Annotated in this window: 18 protein-coding genes and 1 pseudogene; 12 read left to right on the forward strand and 7 right to left on the reverse strand. The window is 72.3% G+C overall.

Annotated features, from left to right (window positions below):
- Window positions 1–38: 38 nt before the first annotated feature.
- Window positions 39–1637: a sensor histidine kinase gene (locus tag IEX42_RS03830; RefSeq protein ID WP_188778373.1), complete on the forward strand. Its 1599-nt coding sequence runs from the start codon at window positions 39–41 to the stop codon at window positions 1635–1637.
- On the forward strand, window positions 1634–2308 hold the full coding sequence (locus IEX42_RS03835; RefSeq protein WP_188778375.1) for a response regulator: 675 nt from the start codon (window positions 1634–1636) through the stop codon (window positions 2306–2308). Before IEX42_RS03830 ends, IEX42_RS03835 begins: the two co-directional genes overlap by 4 nt.
- Before the next feature lie 172 nt (window positions 2309–2480).
- On the opposite strand, the gene pgm is transcribed toward IEX42_RS03835, so the two are convergent.
- Both pgm and glgC read right to left on the reverse strand, forming a co-directional pair.
- Complete coding sequence (pgm, locus tag IEX42_RS03840) at window positions 2481–4124, reverse strand: phosphoglucomutase (alpha-D-glucose-1,6-bisphosphate-dependent) (RefSeq protein ID WP_188778376.1); 1644 nt, start codon at window positions 4122–4124, stop codon at window positions 2481–2483.
- Window positions 4121–5368 carry a glucose-1-phosphate adenylyltransferase gene (gene glgC / locus IEX42_RS03845; RefSeq protein WP_188778379.1) on the reverse strand — a complete coding sequence of 416 codons (1248 nt, stop codon included), beginning with the start codon at window positions 5366–5368 and terminating at the stop codon, window positions 4121–4123. Before glgC ends, pgm begins: the two co-directional genes overlap by 4 nt.
- 62 nt (window positions 5369–5430) lie before the next feature.
- Here glgC and glgA point away from each other — a divergent pair, with 62 nt between their 5' ends.
- The 3 genes from glgA (at window position 5431) to IEX42_RS03860 (ending at window position 8502) form a co-directional block, all read left to right on the forward strand.
- Window positions 5431–6627 carry a glycogen synthase gene (glgA, locus tag IEX42_RS03850; RefSeq protein ID WP_188778381.1) on the forward strand — a complete coding sequence of 399 codons (1197 nt, stop codon included), beginning with the start codon at window positions 5431–5433 and terminating at the stop codon, window positions 6625–6627.
- A gap of 416 nt (window positions 6628–7043) precedes the next feature.
- Complete coding sequence (locus IEX42_RS03855; RefSeq protein WP_188778383.1) at window positions 7044–7346, forward strand: GIY-YIG nuclease family protein; 303 nt, start codon at window positions 7044–7046, stop codon at window positions 7344–7346.
- Window positions 7347–7527: 181 nt separating this feature from the next.
- Entirely contained in the window at window positions 7528–8502 is a 975-nt protein-coding gene (locus IEX42_RS03860; protein WP_188778385.1) for a TRM11 family SAM-dependent methyltransferase, read from the forward strand.
- Between the two features lie 259 nt (window positions 8503–8761).
- Here the strand turns inward: IEX42_RS03860 and IEX42_RS03865 are convergent, their stop codons facing one another.
- Window positions 8762–10216 (reverse strand): glycine hydroxymethyltransferase, encoded by a 1455-nt coding sequence (locus IEX42_RS03865; RefSeq protein ID WP_188778387.1) that lies wholly within the window; start codon window positions 10214–10216, stop codon window positions 8762–8764.
- A gap of 326 nt (window positions 10217–10542) precedes the next feature.
- Between IEX42_RS03865 and IEX42_RS03870 the strand changes: the two genes are divergently transcribed.
- The 4 genes from IEX42_RS03870 to cynS all read left to right on the forward strand — a co-directional run bounded on the left by IEX42_RS03870 (window position 10543) and on the right by cynS (window position 14719).
- A complete protein-coding gene (locus IEX42_RS03870; RefSeq protein ID WP_188778389.1) occupies window positions 10543–12258 on the forward strand; it encodes a nitrite/sulfite reductase in 1716 nt (571 codons plus the stop codon).
- A 181-nt stretch (window positions 12259–12439) separates the two neighbouring features.
- Complete coding sequence (locus IEX42_RS03875; RefSeq protein WP_188778391.1) at window positions 12440–13186, forward strand: phosphoadenylyl-sulfate reductase; 747 nt, start codon at window positions 12440–12442, stop codon at window positions 13184–13186.
- A gap of 37 nt (window positions 13187–13223) precedes the next feature.
- Window positions 13224–13967, forward strand: a complete 744-nt coding sequence (locus IEX42_RS03880; RefSeq protein ID WP_188778393.1) for a sirohydrochlorin chelatase — start codon at window positions 13224–13226, stop codon at window positions 13965–13967.
- Window positions 13968–14278: 311 nt separating this feature from the next.
- Window positions 14279–14719: a cyanase gene (cynS, locus tag IEX42_RS03885; protein WP_188778395.1), complete on the forward strand. Its 441-nt coding sequence runs from the start codon at window positions 14279–14281 to the stop codon at window positions 14717–14719.
- Here the strand turns inward: cynS and IEX42_RS03890 are convergent.
- Window positions 14707–15477, reverse strand: coding sequence for a class I SAM-dependent methyltransferase (locus tag IEX42_RS03890; RefSeq protein ID WP_188778397.1), 771 nt, complete (start codon window positions 15475–15477; stop codon window positions 14707–14709). The two genes, cynS and IEX42_RS03890, sit on opposite strands and share 13 nt — an antisense overlap.
- Window positions 15478–15500: 23 nt before the next feature.
- Here IEX42_RS03890 and IEX42_RS03895 point away from each other — a divergent pair, with 23 nt between their 5' ends.
- Together IEX42_RS03895 and IEX42_RS03900 are read left to right on the forward strand one after the other, a co-directional pair.
- Window positions 15501–16982, forward strand: a complete 1482-nt coding sequence (locus tag IEX42_RS03895; RefSeq protein WP_188778400.1) for a cryptochrome/photolyase family protein — start codon at window positions 15501–15503, stop codon at window positions 16980–16982.
- A gap of 15 nt (window positions 16983–16997) precedes the next feature.
- Entirely contained in the window at window positions 16998–17360 is a 363-nt protein-coding gene (locus tag IEX42_RS03900; protein WP_188778402.1) for a hypothetical protein, read from the forward strand.
- 97 nt (window positions 17361–17457) lie between these two features.
- Here IEX42_RS03900 and IEX42_RS03905 read toward each other — a convergent pair whose 3' ends face one another.
- Genes IEX42_RS03905 through IEX42_RS03915 form a run of 3 tightly spaced genes read right to left on the reverse strand, consistent with a single transcriptional unit; the run spans window position 17458 to window position 19489 of the window.
- Window positions 17458–17853: a DUF3037 domain-containing protein gene (locus IEX42_RS03905; protein ID WP_188778404.1), complete on the reverse strand. Its 396-nt coding sequence runs from the start codon at window positions 17851–17853 to the stop codon at window positions 17458–17460.
- Window positions 17850–18620, reverse strand: coding sequence for a HipA family kinase (locus IEX42_RS03910; RefSeq protein WP_188778406.1), 771 nt, complete (start codon window positions 18618–18620; stop codon window positions 17850–17852). Before IEX42_RS03910 ends, IEX42_RS03905 begins: the two co-directional genes overlap by 4 nt.
- A complete protein-coding gene (locus IEX42_RS03915; protein WP_188778407.1) occupies window positions 18617–19489 on the reverse strand; it encodes a PPK2 family polyphosphate kinase in 873 nt (290 codons plus the stop codon). The genes IEX42_RS03910 and IEX42_RS03915 overlap by 4 nt, the downstream gene beginning before the upstream one ends.
- Window positions 19490–19506: 17 nt before the next feature.
- Between IEX42_RS03915 and IEX42_RS03920 the strand changes: the two are divergent.
- Window positions 19507–20169 (forward strand): annotated as a pseudogene (locus tag IEX42_RS03920) (DUF969 domain-containing protein); the annotation flags it as partial.

The raw sequence follows: 20169 nt of genomic DNA on the forward strand, positions 1-20169 counted from the left end.
GGTCGTTCTGTTCACCCGCCGTGCGGCACGATGCACCCGTGGATCTCCTGCGCCGCGGCCGCCGTGCCGAGCCGTCGATCGCGCGACAGGTGCTGCTGACGCAGCTGCTCGTGGTCCTCGTGCTGGTCGGTGTCTCCGCGGCCCTCGCGGCGTACGACGCCCGTGCCGACGCGCGTGACCGCGCCTCGAAGGTCACGCTGACCGTCGCCCGCAGCGTCGCCGACGCCCCGGGCCTGCCCGCCACGCTCGCCGGGAGCGAGCCCTCCCGCACCCTGGAGCCGTACGTCGAGCGGCTGCGCCGGGCCACGGGCACCGACTTCATCACCGTGATGACGCCGGACCGGGTCCGGCTGACCCACCCCGACCCGTCCCTGATCGGGCGAAGGTTCATCGGCGACGTCGGTGACGCGCTGGACGGGCGCGCGTTCCGGCAGACGCACGCCGGCACGCTCGGCCCGTCCGTGCGCTGGGTGGTGCCGGTCGAGTCCCAGGGCCGGGTCGTCGGCCTCGTCGCGGTGGGGATCACCGTCTCCCGGATCGACTCCGGGCTGCGCTCGGACCTGCTGCTGATCGCCGTCGCCGCGGTGCCGGTGGTCGGGGTCGGGCTGCTCGGCAGCTGGTGGGTGACCCGGCGGCTGCGGCGGCGCACCCACGGTCTCGGCGAGCGCGAGATCACCCGGATGTACGAGTTCTACCGCGCGGTCCTCCACGCGGTCCGCGAAGGACTGGTGCTGCTCGACGACCGCGGCACCGTGCAGCTGGTCAACGACGAGGCGCGGACCCTGCTGGAGCTGCCGGCCGACGTCGTCGGCTCGGACGTACGACGCCTCGGTCTGCCGCCGGCGCTGGTCGCGGCCGCGCTCGGCCGGACGGCCGAGTCCGACGACCTCTACCTGGTCGGCGAGCACCTGCTCGTCGTCTCCTCGGCCCCCGCGCAGTGGGACGGCCGCGAGGTCGGCGTCGTCCTCACGCTGCGCGACCACACCGAGCTGCAGTCGGTCACCGGCGAGCTCGACGTCGCCCGCGGGCTGACCCAGGCGCTGCGCGCACAGACCCACGAGGCCGCGAACCGGCTGCACACCGTGGTGTCGCTGGTCGAGATGGGTCGGGCCGACGAGGCGGTCGATCTCGCCACGGAGGAGCTGCAGGTCGCGCAGGTGCTCACCGACCAGGTCGTCGGCGGGGTCGGCGACCCGGTGCTGGCGGCCGTGCTCCTCGGGAAGAGCGCCGAGGCCGCCGAGCGGGGCACGACCCTGAGCGTCGAGGGCGGCGCCTCGGTGGCCGACCTCTCGGCGCGCGACCTCGTCACCGTGCTGGGCAACCTGGTCGACAACGCGCTGGACGCGGTCGCGGAGCGCCCGGACGGCACCGACCGCAGGGTCCGGGTGCGGCTGACCCCCGACGCCGACGGGCTCGAGGTCGCGGTCGGCGACAGCGGTCCGGGGTTCACCGACGCCGAGGCGGCGCGGGCCCTGGAGCAGGGGTGGAGCACGAAGGCCGGGTCCGCCGTGGGCGGGCGGGGCGTCGGCCTCGCGCTCGTACGACGAACGGCGCGGCGCCACGGCGGCGACGTCCGCATCGGGCGCTCGGACCTCGGCGGCGCCGAGGTCGCGGTCCACCTGAGGCGGGGCGCATGAGTGTCCGCGTGCTCGTGGTGGAGGACGAGGAGCTGGCCGCCGAGGCGCACGCGACGTACGTCCGACGCGTGCCCGGCTTCGAGCTGGCCGGCGTCGCCCGCTCGGCCGCCGACGCCGCACGCCTGCTGGCCGCACGCCCGGTCGACCTGGTGCTGCTGGACATGAACCTGCCCGACGGCCACGGCCTGGTGCTGCTGCGCCGGCTGCGCGCGGCGGGTCACGACGTCGACGTGATCGCGGTGACCTCTGCTCGCGAGGCGGAGGTGGTGCGCTCGGCGGTGGCCCAGGGAGTGGTGCTGTACCTCCTCAAGCCGTTCACGTTCGCCTCGTTCGCCGAGAAGCTGCGGCAGTACGCCGAGTACCGCGCGCGGCTCGGCGGCGAGGACGGCCAGGTCGCGCAGGACGAGGTGGACCGGGCCTTCGGTGCGCTGCGGCCCGCCGGCGGCCAGGTGACGCCGAAGGGGATGAGCCCGGAGACGCTCGAGCAGGTCCTCGAGGCCGTACGCGCCGCCGAGCAGGCCGTCTCCGCCACCGAGGTCGCCGAGCGCACCGGGGTCTCGCGGGTCACCGCGAGGCGCTACCTCGAGCAGCTGACCGAGCGGGGCCTGCTGGCACGCGCCGCGAGGTACGGCGGCTCCGGCCGCCCCGAGCTGGAGTACCGGCGGGTGTGACGGCGGAGGCCCGGCTCACCGGGTCTCGACGCGCTCGCTGACGCTCGCTGCTCGACCACCTCGCGGTGGTCGAGCCCGACCAGGCAAGGTGGTCGAGCCCGACCGAGCGCCAGCGAGGGAGGACGTCGAGACCACCCGTCCCCACGACCGGGAGGAGGTCGAGACCCTCGCGCTAGCCCTCCAGCGCCGCGGCCACGACCTCGCGCGCCTCCTCCTGCACGAGGTGCAGGTGGTCGGCGCCCCGGAAGGACTCGGCGTAGATCTTGTAGACGTCCTCGGTCCCCGAGGGACGCGCCGCGAACCACGCCGACTCCGTGGTCACCTTCAGCCCGCCCACGGCGGCGCCGTTGCCCGGCGCCTCGGTCAGCTTGGCGGTGATCGGCTCGCCGGCGAGCTCGGTCGCACCGACGTCGTCGGGGCTCAGCGCCGCCAGCTTCGCCTTCTGCTCGCGGGTCGCGGCGGCGTCGATGCGGGCGTACGCCGGGTCGCCGTGCTCGGCGACGAGGCTGGCGTACAGCTGGCTCGGCGTCTGCTCGGTGACCGCGACGATCTCCGAGGCCAGCAGTGCGAGCAGGATGCCGTCCTTGTCGGTGGTCCAGGTGCTGCCGTCACGGCGCAGGAAGGACGCGCCGGCCGACTCCTCGCCCCCGAAGCCGAACGACCCGTCGAGCAGCCCGGGCACGAACCACTTGAAGCCGACCGGCACCTCCACCAGCGGCTTCCCGAGCGACTCGGCGACCCGGTCGATCATCGAGGAGGACACCAGCGTCTTGCCGATCCGCGCGGACTCCGGCCAGTCCGGGCGCGCGCCGCCGAACAGGTGACCGATGGCCACCGCGAGGTAGTGGTTGGGGTTCATCAGCCCGGCGTCGGGCGTGACGATCCCGTGCCGGTCGGAGTCGGCATCGTTGCCGGTGGCGATGTCGTACTCGTCCTTGCGGCCGATCAGCGACGCCATCGCGCTCGGCGAGGAGCAGTCCATCCGGATCTTGCCGTCCCAGTCCAGCGTCATGAACCGCCAGGTCGGGTCGACTGCCGGGTTGACCACGGTCAGGTCCAGGCGCAGCCGCTCGGCGATCTCGCCCCAGTAGCCGACGCTGGCACCACCCAGCGGGTCCGCGCCGATGCGTACGCCGGCCGCGCGCACGGCGTCGATGTCGAGCACGTGCGGGAGCTCCTCGACGTACGCACCGAGGAAGTCGTAGCCGGTGCAGGCCGCGCGGGCGCGGGCGTGCGGAACGCGACGCACGCCCGAGAGCCCGTCGCGGATCAGCGCGTTGGCGCGGTCGGCGATCGTCCTCGTCGCCTCGGAGTCCGCGGGCCCGCCGTGCGGCGGGTTGTACTTGAACCCCCCGTCCGAGGGCGGGTTGTGCGAGGGGGTGACCACGATCCCGTCGGCGAGCCCCGCTCCCGCCGTCCGACCTCCGTTGGCCGCCAGGATCGCCAGCGACACCGCCGGCGTCGGGGTGAAGCCGTCGCGCTCGTCGACCAGCACCGTCACGTCGTTGGCGACCAGCACCTCGATCGCGGTCGCGGTCGCGGGCGCGCTGAGCGCGTGCGTGTCGGCGCCGAGGAACAGCGGCCCGTCGTACCCCTGCGCCTTGCGGTAGTCGCAGATCGCCTGCGTCGTGGCCAGGATGTGCGTCTCGTTGAAGGCGGTGCGCAGGCTGCTCCCCCGGTGCCCGGAGGTGCCGAAGACGACCTGCTGGTCGGGGTCCTCGGGGTCCGGGACGCCGGTGAAGTACGCCGTCACCAGCGCCGGGACGTCGACGAGGTCCTCGGATCGGGCCTGCGTACCCGCTCGGGAGTCGTTCACCGCGGGACCTCCTGCTCCTTGGCCAGCACCGTCAGGCCGTCCTCGACCACGAACCCGCGAGCCCGGTCCTCCTCGGGGTCGACCCCGATCCTGGTGCCCGGCGGCAGCACGACCGACTTGTCGATGATCGCGTGGCGGACCACGGACCCCTCCCCCACGCGGACGCCGGGCAGCAGCACCGAGTCCGAGACCTCGGCCCCCGGCTCGACCCGCACCATCGGCGAGAGGACCGAGGTGCTGACCTGCCCGCCGATGACGACCGCACCCGGGGAGAGGATCGAGTTGAAGACCTTGATCGGCTTGCCCAGGTCGCCCTCGACGATCTTCGCCGGCGGCTGCGGGCCGTAGGTGGTGTAGATCGGCCACTCGGAGTTGTAGAGGTTGAAGATCGGCAGCGGCGCGACGAGGTCCATGTGCGCGGCGAAGTACGAGCCCATCGTCCCGACGTCGCGCCAGTAGCCACGGTCGCGGTCCAGCGAGCCGGGCACGTCGTTGTCCTTGTAGTCGTAGACGCCGGCCTCGCCGCGGGCCACGAAGGCCGGGACGATGTCGCCGCCCATGTCGTGCGCGGAGTCCTCCTGCTCCGCGTCGCGGGTGACCGCCTCGCGCAGCGCGTCGGCGTCGAAGACGTAGTTGCCCATCGAGGCCAGCACCTCCCCCGGGCTGTCCGGGAGGCCCTGCGGGTCGGTCGGCTTCTCCAGGAACGCGCGGATCCGCGACGGGTCGGCCGGGTCGACGTCGATCACGCCGAACTGGTCGGCCAGCCCGATCGGCTGCCGGATCGCTGCGACGGTCGCGGCGGCACCGGACTCGACGTGCGCGTCCACCATCTGCGCGAAGTCCATCCGGTAGACGTGGTCGGCACCGACCACGACGACGATGTCCGGCTTCTCGTCGTTGAGCAGGTTCAGCGACTGGTAGATCGCGTCCGCGCTGCCGAGGTACCACCGCTTGCCGACCCGCTGCTGGGCCGGCACCGGCGTGACGTGGTTGCCCAGCAGGGTGCTCATCCGCCACGTCGTCGTGATGTGCCGGTCCAGGCTGTGCGACTTGTACTGCGTCAGCACGACGACCTTGAGGTAGCCGGAGTTGACGACGTTGGACAGCGCGAAGTCGATCAGCCGGTAGATCCCGCCGAACGGCACCGCCGGCTTCGCCCGGTCCGCGGTCAGCGGCATCAACCGCTTGCCCTCGCCGCCGGCCAGCACGATCGCGAGGACGTTCTTGCGCGAGGAGGAGGCCATGGGGCGAACCTATCCGTGACACGGGTCACCGGGCGAGGCTCCCCGCGGATAGGTTGAGACGCATGGACCGCCTTCGCGTCGACGTGCTGAGCAAGGAGTACCCGCCCGAGGTGTACGGCGGCGCCGGCGTCCACGTCGCCGAGCTGGTGCGCGCGCTGCGCGCCCGCGCCGACGTCGACGCGTGCGTCCACGCCTTCGGCGCCCCGCGCGCCGAGCCGGGCACGACGTCGTACCCGGACCTGGCGGAGCTGGCCGGCGCCAACCCCGCGATCCGCACCCTCGGCGTCGACCTGTCGATGGTGGCCGGGTGCGAGGGGACCGACGTCGTCCACTCGCACACCTGGTACGCCAACATGGCCGGCCACCTCGCCTCGCTGCTGCACGACGTGCCGCACGTGGTCAGCGCGCACAGCCTCGAGCCGATGCGGCCGTGGAAGGCCGAGCAGCTCGGCGGCGGGTACGCCGTGTCCAGCTGGGCCGAGCGGACGGCGTACGAGGCGGCCGCCGGGATCATCGCGGTCAGCGCGGCGATGCGCGAGGACGTGCTGCGCAGCTACCCGTCCGTCGACCCCGCCAAGGTCACGGTCGTGCACAACGGCATCGACACCGACGACTGGGCCCCGGTGGCGAACCCGGACCGGGTGCGCGAGCTCGGCGTCGACCCGGACCGCCCGGCGGTGATCTTCGTCGGGCGGATCACCCGGCAGAAGGGGCTGCCGCTCTTCCTCCGCGCCGCCGCTCAGCTGCCGCCCGACGTGCAGCTCGTGCTCTGCGCCGGCGCTCCGGACACCCCCGAGATCGAGGCCGAGGTGCGCGGGCTGGTCGACGGGCTGGCCGCCTCGCGCGACGGTGTGGTGTGGATCGGCGAGATGCTGCCGCGCCCCGACGTCGTGGCCCTGCTGACCGCGGCGACCGTGTTCGTCTGCCCGTCGATCTACGAGCCGTTGGGGATCGTCAACCTCGAGGCGATGGCCTGCGAGACCGCGGTCGTGGCCACCGCGACCGGCGGCATCCCCGAGGTGGTGGTCGACGGCGAGACCGGGTGGCTGGTGCCGATCGACCAGGCCCAGGACGGCACCGGCACCCCGCTGGACCCCGATGCGTACGTCGCCGATCTCGCCGCCGCGCTGACCGACGCCGTCAGCGACCCGCAGCGCGCCGCGTCGTACGGCCGGGCCGGCCGCGCCCGCGCGCAGCAGCACTTCAGCTGGCCCGCCATCGCCGAGCGGACGCTGGAGGTCTACCGCTCCCTGCGGTGACGATCACCCACGGTTCGCGACCCACCAGGGGAGGTCTCGACGTCCTCCCTCGCTAGCGCTCGGTCGGGCTCGACCACCTACGGCTAGGTGGTCGAGCAGCGAGCGCCAGCGAGCGCGGATGGGTGGTCGAGCAGCGAGCGCCAGCGAGCGCGGATGGGTGGTCGAGCAGCGAGCGCCAGCGAGCGCAGATGGGTGGTCCAGCAGCGAGCGCCAGCGAGCGCGGATGGGTGGTCGAGCAGCGAGCGCCAGCGAGCGCAGATGGGTGGTCCAGCAGCGAGCGCCAGCGAGCGCGGATGGGTGGTCGAGCAGCGAGCGCCAGCGAGCGCGTCGAGACCCGGTGAGACGAGAAGCAGCCTTCTCCACAGGCCGCGACCGACCTCTTCCGCACCGCTGCGCGGCAGACGATCGTGAAGCGCATGGCCTGGGTCTACATCGTCCGCTGCTCGGACGGCTCCTACTACGTCGGCAGCACCCTCGACCTCGATCGGCGCATGGCTCAGCACAACGCCGGTGAGGGCGCGGCGTACACCCGTACACGTCGACCGGTGGTCCTCGTGTGGTGCGAGCACCACGACGACGTGGCCAACGCGTTCGCCTCGGAGAACCAGATCCAGGGCTGGTCGCGAGCGAAACGCGAGGCCCTCATCGAAGGGAGGATGCGAGACCTACCAGGGCTCGCGTGGGGTTACTCCGGCGAGCGGCGAGACGGGGCGACCTGAGCCGGGTCGTGGTCTCGACGTCCTCCCTCGCTAGCGCTCGGTCGGGCTCGACCACCTACGGCTAGCCGGTCGAGCAGCGATCGCCAGCGTGATGCCCTGAGCCTGTCGAAGGGAGCGACGTCGAGACCCGGTGGGATGACAGCGACAGCGGACGTCGCCGGCACCTCTAGGCTCAGGCGCCGTGACGTCGTACCTGCTGCTGCTCGCGCCGTCGGCCAACCGGGTGTACGCCGAGCAGGCGCCGGCGCTGGCGGCGGCGGAGCTGCGGCTGCTGTGCCCGGAAGTCACCGCCGTGGCCCCGGTCCAGGTCGCCGGGGTCGACTACCTCGCTCTCGAGGCACCGGAGCAGCCGGCGCTGGGGACGATGTCGAGCCGTTTCGCGCTCTTCCGGCGCGAGGGTGACCTGCTGGCGCCGGTGCCGGTGCACGTCCCTGACGTGCTGGACGACGACCTGGTGAGCATCCCGAAATACCCCGGCAAGACGAACGAGCAGCTCACCCGGCTGCTGCTCAACGTGACGCTCGCCGCGGTCGACCGCGCCCCCGGCCCGCGTCGTGTGCTCGACCCGATGTGCGGACGCGGGACCACGCTGACCACGGCGCTCACCCTCGGCCACGACGCGACCGGCGTCGAGCAGGACGAGAAGGCGCTCGACGCAACGGCGGCGTTCCTCAAGACCTACCTGCGCCGCAAGCGGCTCAAGCACCGGGCCGACGTCACGCCGGTCCGCCGCGACGGCCGCAAGGTCGGCCGCCGCCTCGACGTCGAGGTCACCCCGGCAGAGCGCACGCAGACGCTCAGCATCCTCTCCGGCGACGGTCGCCGCTCCGCCGAGCTGCTCGGCAAGCGCAAGTTCGACGCGGTCGTCACCGACGCGCCGTACGGCGTGGTGCACGGCGGCCACACCGGCGAGGGCCGCGAGCGCTCCCCCGAGGCTCTGCTCCGCGAGGCCCTGCCGGTCTGGGCCGGCCAGCTGGTCGGCGGCGGCGCGCTCGGCATCGCCTTCAACACCCTCACCCTGCCGCGCGCGACGCTCGCCGCCATCACACGCGATGCCGGGCTCGACGTCCGCGACGACGGCCCGTGGCTCGACCTCGCGCACCGGGTCGACGCCTCGATCCACCGCGACGTGCTGGTGGCGACGCGTCCGACGTAGGCCGTCTCAGCCGACGAAGCGAGCTCCTCGCCATCGGTCGAGCGACGTCGAGCCACGAGAGGTACGTGCGTCGGCGACGGAGGTCTCGACGTCCTCCTTCGCTGGCGCTCAGTCGGGCTCGACCACCTCGGTGCGTCGCTCGCCGGGTCTCGGCGTCCTCCTTCGCTGGCGCTCAGTCGGGCTCGACCACCTCGGCGCGTCGCTCGCCGGGTCTCGACGTCCTCCTTCGCTGGCGCTCAGTCGGGCTCGACCACCGACCTCAGGCCAGGTCGAGTCCCGGGTAGAGCGGGTGCTTGTCCAGCAGCTCGTCGATCCGCGCGTGCGTACGGTCGGCGACCCCGTCGGCGGTGACGTACGACGCCTTCGAGGGCCCGCCCGCCTTGGTCGTCCCGGGCTGGGTCTGGGAGAGCACGTCGACGATCATGTCGGCCACCTCGTCGAACTCGGTCCCCCCGAAGCCGCGCGTGGTCAGGGCGGGTGTACCGAGGCGGATACCCGAGGTGTACCAGGCGCCGTTCGGGTCGGCGGGTACCGAGTTGCGGTTGGTGACCACCCCGGCCTCGAGCAGCGCGGTCTCGGCCTGGCGCCCGGTCAGGCCGAAGCCGGAGACGTCGAGCAGCACCAGGTGGTTGTCGGTGCCGTCGGTGACCAGCTTCGCCCCTCGGGACATCAGGCCGTCGGCCAGCGACTTGGCGTTGTCGGCGATGGCCTGCGCGTAGGTGCGGAACCCGTCCTGGCGCGCCTCGGCCAGCGCCACGGCCTTCGCCGCCATCACGTGCGAGAGCGGCCCACCGAGCACCATCGGGCAGCCGCGGTCGACGCTGGAGGCGAACTCCTCCTGCGCGAGGACCAGGCCGCCGCGCGGACCGCGCAACGACTTGTGCGTCGTCGTGGTCACGACGTGGGCGTGCGGCACCGGGTCCTCGTCCCCGGTGAAGACCTTGCCCGCAACCAGACCGGCGAAGTGCGCCATGTCGACCATCAGCGTCGCGCCGACCTCGTCGGCGATCTCGCGCATCTTCGCGAAGTTCACGCGGCGCGGGTACGCCGAGTAGCCGGCGACCAGCACCAGCGGCTTGAACTCGCGCGCCTTGGCCGCGACCGCGTCGTAGTCGAGCAGGCCCGTCTCGGGGTCGGTGCCGTACTGCTGCTGGTGGAACATCTTCCCCGAGATGTTCGGGCGGAAGCCGTGCGTCAGGTGGCCGCCCGCATCGAGCGACATCCCGAGCAGCCGCTGGTCGCCCATCTCGCGGCGCAGGCCCTCCCAGTCCTCGTCGGTGAGCTCGTTGACGTTCTTCATGCCCTTCTCGGCCAGCGCGGGCGCCTCGATCCGGTGGGCGAGGATCGACCAGAAGGCGACGAGGTTCGCGTCGATGCCCGAGTGCGGCTGGGCGTAGGCGTACGGGGCGCCGAACAGCTCGCGGGCGTGCTCGGCCGCGAGGGCCTCGACGGTGTCGACGTTCTGGCAGGCGGCGTAGAAGCGGTGCCCCACGGTGCCCTCGGCGTACTTGTCGCTGAACCAGGTGCCCATCGTCAGCAGCACGGCAGGTGAGGCGTAGTTCTCGCTGGCGATCAGCTTCAGCGAGGCGCGCTGGTCGGCCAGCTCCTGGCGGGTGGCCTCGGCGATCCGCGGCTCGACGGAGGCGATCACCTCCAGCGCGGCGTCGTACGCCGTCGAGGCGGCCTTGGCGTAGGGCAGCGGGGCATCGCTCATGGCGAGGAGACTAGTGGCCGACAGCCCCCGGTCGGGCCCCGCACCAAGTCGGGTGTCTCACATTACAGACGGCAATCTCACATCACGAGATCTCAGTTTGTGGGCGGCTGTCCACAGACCGAGACTCGACCCATGCTCGCGCGTACGTCGACCCGACTGGTGGTTCGCCGCCACGTCGACCTCGGCCGTACCCGCAGCATGATCTGTCGCTCCCGCTGACCGGCTCCCTCCCCAGCGAGCCGCAGCCGACGTCCCGAGGCCGACACCGTCGTCCGCCCGCGCCGTCGACCCGCGGCCCGCGACGACGAACAGGACTCACCTCTGTCATGGTCTCCACCCAGACCGGCAAGAACGGCACGCCCATCCCCCGCACCAAGCGCGGTGAGGGTCAGTGGGCGCTCGGCTACACCGAGCCGCTGAACAAGAACGAGCAGTCCAAGCGCGACGACAACCCGCTCAACGTCCGCGACCGGATCCTGAACATCTACTCCAAGCGCGGCTTCGCCTCGATCGACCCCGCCGACCTGCGCGGACGCTTCCGGTGGATGGGGCTCTACACCCAGCGCGCCCCGGGCTTCGACGGCGGCAAGACCGCGATGCTCGAGGAGGAGGAGCTCGACGACGAGTTCTTCATGATGCGCGTGCGCTCCGACGGCGCACTGCTGACGCCGGCCAAGATCCGCGCCCTCGGCCAGGTCGGCGAGCGGTACGCCCGCGACACCGCCGACGTCACCGACCGCGAGAACATCCAGTACCACTGGATCCGGATCGAGGACGTGCCCGCGATCTGGGAGCTGCTCGACGAGTCCGGGCTGGACACGATGGAGGCGTGCGGCGACTCCCCGCGCGCGTTCCTCGGCTCGCCGGTCGCCGGGATCGCCGCCGACGAGATCATCGACGGCACGTCCGCCCTGGAGGAGATCAAGCGGCGCTACGTCGGCGATCCGGAGTACTCCAACCTCCCGCGCAAGTTCAAGACCGCGCTGACCGGGCACCCCAGCCACGACACGACGCCGGAGACCAACGACGTCTCGTTCGTCGGCACCGTGCACCCCGAGCACGGCCCGGGCTTCGACCTGTGGGTCGGCGGCGGGCTGTCGACCAACCCGATGCTGGCGACGAAGCTCGGCGTGTGGATCCCCCTCGAGGACGTCCCCGACGTCTGGGAGGGCGTCATCAAGATCTTCCGCGACTACGGCTACCGCCGGCTGCGCTCGCGCGCCCGGCTGAAGTTCCTGGTCGCCGACTGGGGCCGCGACGTGTTCCGCGAGGTGCTGGAGAAGGAGTACCTCGAGCGCGAGCTGGTCTCCCTCGACTCCCCCGAGGCGCCCAAGCGCCAGGCCGACCACATCGGCGTCTTCGACCAGAACGACGGCCGCAAGTACGTCGGCGTCGCCCCGACGGTGGGCCGGATCTCCGGCTCGACGCTGACCGGGCTCGCCGACGTCGTCGAACGCTTCGGCGCCGACGGGATCCGGCTGACCGCCTACCAGAAGATCGTCGTGATCGGCGTGGACGCCGACAAGGTCGAGGACTTCACCGAGGCCGTCGAGGAGATCGGGCTGACCCCGCGCCCCTCGAACTGGCGGCAGAACACGATGGCCTGCACCGGCATCGAGTACTGCAAGCTCGCCATCGTCGAGACCAAGCAGCGCGCCAAGGACCTGATCGGCGAGCTGGAGGAGCGGATCCCCGAGCTCGACGTGCCGATCACCGTCAACGTCAACGGCTGCCCGAACGCCTGCGCACGCACCCAGGTCGCCGACTTCGGCTTCAAGGGACAGCTGGTGATGGACGCCGACGGCAACCAGGTCGAGGGGTTCCAGGTGCACCTCGGCGGCGCCACCGGGCTCGACTCCAACTTCGGGCGCAAGCTGCGCGCGCACAAGGTGACCTCGGCGGACCTCGGTGACTACGTCACCAACGTGGTCACGTCGTTCCTGGAGGACCGCGAGGACGGCGAGGCCTTCGCCGACTGGGTGGTCCGCGCCGAGGACGACCAGCTGCGCGGCGACCGCGCGCTCGAGAGCGCCGGCTCGTGAGCGCCCGCGCCTTCCCCAACCTGTGCCCGTACTGCGGGGACGAGAACCTCTGGCCCCACGAGCCCGGCGAGGGCGTCAAGGCGGCCGGGGCGTGGGAATGCCGCTCCTGCCTGCGGGCCTTTTCCCTGTCGATGCTCGGGCAGATCCCCCGTCCCGAGCCGACGAGCCCGAGGAGCACGACATGACCGTCCCCACCACCGAGCGCGCGCGACTGGCCCGTGGCACCGAGACCCAGGGCCGCAGCGAGGACGAGCTGCGCGACCTGGTCAACGGCGTCGGCGCGGACCTCGAGCTCGCACCGGCCGAGGTGATCGTGGAGTGGGCCGTCGCGACCTTCGGCAAGCGGTTCTGCATCACCGCCTCGATGGGCGACGCCGTGCTCTCCCACCTCGCCTCGAAGGTCGCCCCCGGCATCGACGTCGTCTTCCTCGACACCGGCTACCACTTCGCCGAGACCCTCGGCACCCGTGACGCCGTCGAGGCGACTCTCGACGTCAACATCGTCACCGCGGAGCCCGAGCTGAGCGTCGCCGAGCAGGACGCGCAGTACGGCAAGGACCTGTTCAACCGCGACCCCGACCTGTGCTGCGCGATGCGCAAGGTGGAGCCGTTGCGCAAGACCCTCGCGGACTACGACTCCTGGGCCACCGGCCTGCGCCGGGCCGAGACCCACGACCGCGTGATCGCCCCCGTCGTCGGCTGGGACGAGAAGAAGAAGAAGGTCAAGGTCTCGCCGCTCGCGCGCTGGAGCGACGCCCAGGTCGAGCAGTACGTCATCGACAACGGGGTGCTGGTCAACCCGCTGCAGTACGACGGCTACCCCTCGATCGGCTGCTGGCCCTGCACCCGCCGGGTCGCCCCCGGCGAGGACCCCCGCAGCGGCCGCTGGGCCGGGACGAACAAGACCGAGTGCGGGATCAACCAGTGATCCCCCGCCCCATCCACCGCACCCGAGGAGGCCGGCCATGACCGCCCCCGCTCTCGTCGCGCTGGCCCACGGCAGCCGCGACCGCCGCCACAAGGCGACCATCACCCAGCTCGTCGCGCAGGTGCGCCGGCTGCGTCCGGACCTCCGGGTCGAGACCGCCTTCCTCGAGCTGAGCGAGCCCGGCTTCGGTGAGGTCGTCGACGGCCTGGTCGCCGTCGGCGTCGAGGAGGTCGTCGTCGTCCCCCTCCTGCTCAGCGAGGCCTACCACGCCAAGGTGGACGTCCCCGCCGCCGTGCGCGAGGCGATGGCCCGCCACGACGGCCTGCAGGTGCACGCCTCGAAGGTGCTCGGGCTGGAGCCCGCGTTCCTCGACGTGCTCGACCGTCGGCTGCGCGAGGCACTCAGCGACGCCCGCGTGCGCGAGCTGGACGCGCTGGTGCTGGCCGCGGCCGGGTCCTCGGACCCGCTGGCCAACCAGGCCGTGGCCCGGCTCGCCCGGGTCTGGGGTCAGCACCACCACCTGCCGGTGACCGCCGCGTTCGCGTCGTCGGCCCCGCCGGCGACCGGCGAGGCCGTCCGCGCCTTCCGCGCGGAGGGACGCCGACACGTCGCCGTCGCGTCGATGTTCCTCGCGCCCGGCTTCCTCCCCGACCGGGCCAAGGAGCTGGCGCTGGAGGCGGGTGCCGTCGCGGTCTCCGAGCCGCTCGGGTCCGACGAGGTGCTCGCGCAGGCGGTGCTGGCGCGGTACGCCGTGGGCGCCGTGGAGCTCGTACCCGTCTGAGGAGCCGGCGCCTGCCGCACGAGGGGTCTCGACGCCGCTCCCTCGCTGGCGCTCGGTCGCTGCTCGACCACCGGTGGTGACGGTGAGCGAGCAGCGTCAGAACCCCCTGACCCACGCTCGCCCCACGAGAGGTCTCGACGCCGCTCCCTCGCTGACGCTCGGTCGCTGCTCGACCACCGGTGGTGACGGTGAGCGAGCAGCGTCAGGTCTTTGTGACCCGCCGGTGGTCGAGCAGCGAGCGCCAGCGAGCGACGTCGAGACCCCCCGTCGCGTCACACCGTTGTCACAACGGCGACCTAGTGTCGTACGGCATGACGACCAACGCCGACCTCCGTGACCGTGTCCTCGCCGCCAAGCAGGCGGCGGGGCTGAGCTGGGCGCAGATCGCCGAGGCCCTGGGCCGGCCCAAGGAGTGGTCGACCTCCGCGCTGCTCGGGATGCACCCGATGCCTGCGGAGACGGCCGCGAAGGCCGGCTCGCTGCTCGACCTCTCCGCCGACGACGTGGCCCGGCTGCAGCGGATGCCGTACCGCACCCGTGAGCCCGAGCTGGCCACGGACCCGACGATCTACCGCTTCCACGAGGCGCTGCAGGTCTACGGGCCGGCGCTGAAGGAGCTGATCCACGAGGAGTTCGGCGACGGGATCATGAGCGCCATCAACTTCCGGCTCAGCGTCGAGCGGCACCCGGACCCGGGCGGCGACCGTGTGGTCGTCACCTTCGACGGGAAGTTCCTCGACTACGCCTGGTGAGGCTGCTCGGCGCGGACCGCCGTGTGCAGTCTCACCTCGCGCTGCACGAGGACCGGGTCGGGGAGCAGCGCCCGGATCCGCGCCAGGGCGGCGGCGCGCTCGTCCTCGGGGAGCACGATGAAGGCCGAGACCGTCGAGAGGTGGCCGAGGAGGTCGTCGGCGGAGAGCTCGTACTCCTCGGTGAGGTCGTGCTCGCGGACGTCGGTGAACAGCGGTGAGCCCCGCAGCTCGTCCGCCGGCCACGAGGTCGCGCCGTCGGCGGTCCGGGTGCGGGAGGTGTTCTCGTCGCCGAGGTCGCTGCGGCGTACGGCCATCACCCGCGCGTCGAGGTCCGCGTCGGCGATGCTGATCGGACCGCCCAGGCAGGCGAACACCCCTCCCGGGACGAGCAGCTGCGCAGCGCGCGTCCACCGGGTGTCCGGATCGGTCCAGTGGAAGGCGGCCGCGGCGTACACCAGGTCGACGGGCTCGGCGGAGAGCTGCTCGAACGTCGACTCCTCGACGCTGACCGGCAGACCCCACGTCGTGCGTCGCAGCACCGCGGCCATCGCCGGGTCGGGCTCGACGGCCAGGACCGCGATCCCCCGGCCGGCGACCGCACGGGTGGCCTTGCCGGTACCGGCGCCGACCTCGATCGCCGAGCGGGGACCACGGGCGAGCAGCAGGTCGACGACGTCCTCGCCGTAGCCGGGACGGAACCGCTCGTACCGCTCCGCGACCGGGCCGAAGCTCAGACCGCGGGGTGAGGGCGTGGCCACAACCGGAGCCTAGGGTCGAGCGGGTGAGTCGTCACGTGCGCCTGGTCTACCCCCACCAGCTCTTCGCGGCGCACCTGGAGGCGCCGCGGGGCACCCGCTTCGTGCTGGTGGAGGACGACCTGTTCTTCCGCCAGTACGCCTTCCACACCCAGAAGCTGGTGCTGCACCGGGCCTCGATGCGCCGCTTCGTCGACCGGCTGCGCGCGGCGTCGTACGACGTCGACGTGATCGAGACCGACGGCCGCTCCCCCAGCGGCAAGCGGCTGGCGGAGGTGGTCGCGGACCTGCGCCCCGACCGGGTCAGCGTGTACGACGTGTGCGACGACTGGCTCTCGCAGGGGTGCTCGGCCTCGCTGTCCGACGCCGGCTACGAGCTGCGCGCCGAGGACGTGCTCGACTCGCCCAACTGGATCTGCACCCGCGCCGAGATCCGCGACTGGTTCGGCGAGCACCCGGCACGGATGCAGCACTTCTACTCCTGGCAGCGCCAGCGGCTCGACGTGCTCGTGGAAGGTACAGGGCAGCAGCCGGTCGGCGGGCAGTGGTCCTTCGACACCGAGAACCGCAAGAAGCTGCCGAAGGACCACCCGGTCCCCTCGCCGACCTGGCCCGACCGCGCGCCCGAGGTCACCGACGCGATCGACTGGGTGCGCGAGCGCTTCCCCGGCAACCCCGGCGACGCGACGGCGTTCCACTGGCCGACCTCGCACGAGGAGGCGGAGTCGTCGTACGCGCAGTTCCTCGACGAGCGCTTCGCGCAGTTCGGGCCGTACGAGGACGCGATCGCCGCCGACCAGTCGTTCCTCTTCCACGCGGCGATCACGCCGGGGCTCAACATCGGGCTGCTCGACCCGCGCGACGTGCTGGCCGGCGCGCTGGACGCCTCCGAGGACGTCGACCTGCCGTCGCTGGAGGGGTTCGTGCGCCAGGTGATCGGCTGGCGCGAGTACATGCGGGCGACGTACTTCCTCTACGGCCGCCGGATGCGGACGACCAACCACCTCGGCCACACCGCCGCGCTGGACGAGGGCTGGTGGACCGCCGAGACCGGTCTGGCTCCCGTGGACCGCGTCGTCGAGCGGGTGCTCGAGCACGGCTACGCCCACCACATCGAGCGGCTGATGGTGCTCGGCAACGCGATGTGCCTGACGCGCACCGACCCCGACGCGGTCTACGAGTGGTTCATGGAGATGTTCGTCGACGCCTACGACTGGGTGATGGTGCCGAACGTGTACGCGATGAGCCAGTTCGCCGCCGGCGAGGCGATCACGACGAAGCCGTACGTCTCGGGCTCGAACTACCTGCGCAAGATGTCGGACTTCGGCTCGGCCCTCGACGACGGCGACTGGCAGGAGGCGTGGGACGGGCTGTACTGGACCTTCGTCCGCGACCACCGCGAGGTCTTCGAGGGCAACGGGCGCTCGCCGTTCATCGTGCGGCAGTACGACGCCATGGATGCCGCCACCAAGGCCGCGCACACCAAAGCGGCGGGTCGCTGGCTGTAGCGCCATACTCGGCACGTGACGTACGACATCGCCGTCTGGGTGCCCAGTCGACCCGGGCGCCCCTCGGACCGCGAGGCCACCGCGGACTTCGAGCGACGCGTCGAGGCCAGCGAGGAGCGCTACCTGGCACGGCGGCCTCCGGCGCCGCAGCTGGCGCGTGTCGCTGACCTGCTGGAAGCACGGTTCGACGGGCCCGAGCCGCCGTGGGAAGAGCTGCGCGGTGAGCTCGACGGAGACTCCCTCTACGTGACGATCGGTGGTCTGGGCGGTCACGAGGGCCCTGAGGTCGAGCGCTACCTCTCCCAGATCGCCGCGGACGTCGGCGTCGTCGTCTACAGCCCGCTGGGCGAGTCGGTGGTCGCCGCACCGCTGACCTGATCCTGCCCACGACGAACCAGCACTTCCCACGACGTACCCCTCGTGGGGAGTGCTGTTCCACCGTGGGAGGCGGACGTCGTCGTCCGGTTTGTCGCGGTCATTCCTGCATACCGTGGGGAAGCCGCACCAGCCGCGCCAGCAGGTCGGCGAGGGTGGCGGCGGGGTCGGCGGTGAGGCCGCCGTGGACCGGGCCGGGCTGGAGGACGGTGGACCGCGGCGCCTTGAGGAAGCCGAACCGGGTGCCGAGGTCGTCGGCGGCGACGCCGCCGAGGGCCGCGTCGCCCCGGCACACGCCGGCGACGAACTCCAGGCCCGCGCAGACCGTGTCGACGTCGAGCGAGGGTGCGAACGACGCCAGCCGCTCGCGCGAGACGTCCCAGGCGACGTCGAGGAAGTCGGCGCGCTGGCAGTAGACGACCACCCCGACGTTGAGGAACTCCTCGCGCTCGACGCGCGGCACGCAGCGCAGGACGGCGTACTGGTACGGGTTCACCGCGCGCTCCCCGGCAACCACGTGCGGCCTCCGTCGCGCCGTGCGCGCAGGAAGTCGACGTACGCCGTGCGCAGCGCCGCGGCGTCCTCGGCCCCGGGCACCGGGACCAGCCACTCGTCGGGGACGTCCGCCACCGCGGTCTCCAGCACCTCGTCGGTGACGACCCCCGCGAGCGCGTCGTCGAGCGCCGCGGCCGAGGCCGTCCAGCGCGACAGCACGTGCGCGGAGGCGTCCCACGGCTGCACGGCGAAACGCTCCGGCGAGGTGAGGCCGCCGGCCCACCCGTGGTGGAAGTACAGCGAGGCGCCGTGGTCGATCAGCCAGGGCCGGCCGTGCCAGACGAGGAGGTTCGGGTTGCGCCAGGAGCGGTCGACGTTCGCGACGAAGGCGTCCAGCCACAGCACCCGGCCGGCCCACTCGGGGTCCACGTCGACGGACGTGTCGAACCCGAACGACCCCGGCAGGAAGTCCACGCCGAGGTTGGCGCCCAGGCTCGCCGTGAGCAGGTCCTGGACCTCCTCGTCGGCCTCGTAGCGCGCGATCGCCTCCTCCAGCTCGACGACCACCAGCCGCGGCGTGTCCAGCCCCAGCGCACGCGCCAGCCCGGCGACCACGACCTCGGCGACCAGCACGTTCAGCCCCTGGCCGGCGCCCCGGAACTTCGCGACGTACGTCCCCAGGTCGTCGGCCTCGACGATCCCCGGCAGCGAGCCGCCCTCGCGCAGCGGCGCGACGAACCGCGTGGCGCGGACGCTCTGCAGGCTCATCCGGGCGGCGTCTCGTCGAGGAGTCGCTGCCGCTGCTCGTCGACGTCGTAGTCGGGCTCGGGCCAGGACAGGTCCATGCCCCGCAGCGTCTCGAGCAGCAGCGAGCCGATCGCCCAGTTGCGGTACCACTTGCGGTCCGACGGGACCACGTACCACGGCGCCACGCCGGTGTGGCAGCGCTCCAGCGCGATCTCGTACGCCTCGCGGTACGCCGGCCAGAGCGCCCGCTCGTCGACGTCACCGGGATTGAACTTCCACTGCTTGGTGGGGTCGTCGAGCCGGGCCAGCAGCCGCTCGCGCTGCTTGTCGGCGCTGATGTGCAGCATGCACTTGAGGATCGTGACGCCCTCGGCAGCGAGCCCGGCCTCGAAGTCGTTGATCGCGTCGTAACGGCGCTCGATCTCCTCCGCGGGCGCCAGCGAGCGGACCCGTCCGATCAGCACGTCCTCGTAGTGCGAGCGGTCGAAGACGCCGACCTTGCCCGCGGGCGGCACCTCCTTCTCGATGCGCCAGAGGAAGTCGTGGGCGCGCTCCTCGTCGGTCGGCGCCTTGAAGCTGTGGATCCGCAGCCCGTTGGGGTCGAACAGCCCGGCGGTGTGCTTGAGGACACCGCCCTTGCCGGAGGTGTCCATCCCCTGCAGCACCAGCAGGATCCGCCGACCGTCCTCGACGTACCCGCCGGCGTAGAGCCGCTCCTGCAGGTCGAACAGCTCCTCCCCCATCGCGGGGAGCGCCTTCTTGCCGTCCTTCTTCTTGCCGTCGAAGCCCGGCTTGCCGTGCGGGTCGATCGCGCGGAGGTCGACCGGACCGCCGGGCAGGCGGAGCAGGTCGGAGATCGGACCGGAGGGTTGGACTGCAGCGGCGGCCATGGGGTGAGGATAGGAGGATGTGGGTCCTCCTCGCCGTCGCGGTCATCGTCGTGGGGTTCGCCCTGCGCCTCAACGCTCTCGTGGTGGTGACCGTCTCGGGCATCGTCGCCGGACTGGTCGCCGGGCTCGGACCGGTGGAGATCGTCGAGGCCTTCGGCTCCGGCTTCGCCGGGTCTCGCTCGGTGACGGTGTTCATCTTCGTGCTGCCGGTGATCGGGCTGGTCGAGCGCTTCGGCCTGCAGCACCAGGCCCGGCGGCTGATCGGGCGCCTGGCCCGGCTGACCACCGGGCGGCTGCTGGCGTCGTACCTGCTGATCCGGCAGGCCACCGCCGCCCTCGGCCTGCTGGCCGTCGGCGGCCACGCCCAGGCGGTACGCCCGATCGTGGCGCCGATGTCGGAGGCCGCCGCCGAGCGGGCCCACGGGGAGCTGACGCAGACCATGCGCGAGCGGATCCGCTCGTACGCCGCCAGCGCCGACAATGTGGGCGCGTTCTTCGGTGAGGACATCTTCGTCGCGGTCGGCTCGATCCTGCTGATCACCGGCTTCGTCGACACGACGTACGGGCTGAAGCTCGACGCCCTCGACGTCGCCGTGTGGGCGATCCCGAGCGCCGTCTGCGCGTTCGTCATCCACGGCTGGCGGATGGTGCGGCTCGACCGGCGACTGACCGCGATGGCC

The organism is Marmoricola endophyticus (assembly GCF_014644415.1).
Classification (GTDB): domain Bacteria; phylum Actinomycetota; class Actinomycetes; order Propionibacteriales; family Nocardioidaceae; genus Marmoricola; species Marmoricola endophyticus.

Excerpts from the sequence above, each read along its gene's own strand:
- IEX42_RS03875 (WP_188778391.1), top strand. The coding sequence starts at position 12,440 with ATGACCGTCCCCACCACCGAGCGCGCGCGACTGGCCCGTGGCACCGAG.
- cynS (WP_188778395.1), top strand. The coding sequence starts at position 14,279 with ATGACGACCAACGCCGACCTCCGTGACCGTGTCCTCGCCGCCAAGCAG.
- IEX42_RS03855 (WP_188778383.1), top strand. The coding sequence starts at position 7,044 with ATGGCCTGGGTCTACATCGTCCGCTGCTCGGACGGCTCCTACTACGTC.
- IEX42_RS03910 (WP_188778406.1), bottom strand. The coding sequence starts at position 18,620 with ATGAGCCTGCAGAGCGTCCGCGCCACGCGGTTCGTCGCGCCGCTGCGC.
- IEX42_RS03880 (WP_188778393.1), top strand. The coding sequence starts at position 13,224 with ATGACCGCCCCCGCTCTCGTCGCGCTGGCCCACGGCAGCCGCGACCGC.
- IEX42_RS03865 (WP_188778387.1), bottom strand. The coding sequence starts at position 10,216 with ATGAGCGATGCCCCGCTGCCCTACGCCAAGGCCGCCTCGACGGCGTAC.
- glgC (WP_188778379.1), bottom strand. The coding sequence starts at position 5,368 with ATGGCCTCCTCCTCGCGCAAGAACGTCCTCGCGATCGTGCTGGCCGGC.
- IEX42_RS03870 (WP_188778389.1), top strand. The coding sequence starts at position 10,543 with ATGGTCTCCACCCAGACCGGCAAGAACGGCACGCCCATCCCCCGCACC.
- IEX42_RS03835 (WP_188778375.1), top strand. The coding sequence starts at position 1,634 with ATGAGTGTCCGCGTGCTCGTGGTGGAGGACGAGGAGCTGGCCGCCGAG.
- IEX42_RS03915 (WP_188778407.1), bottom strand. The coding sequence starts at position 19,489 with ATGGCCGCCGCTGCAGTCCAACCCTCCGGTCCGATCTCCGACCTGCTC.
- glgA (WP_188778381.1), top strand. The coding sequence starts at position 5,431 with ATGGACCGCCTTCGCGTCGACGTGCTGAGCAAGGAGTACCCGCCCGAG.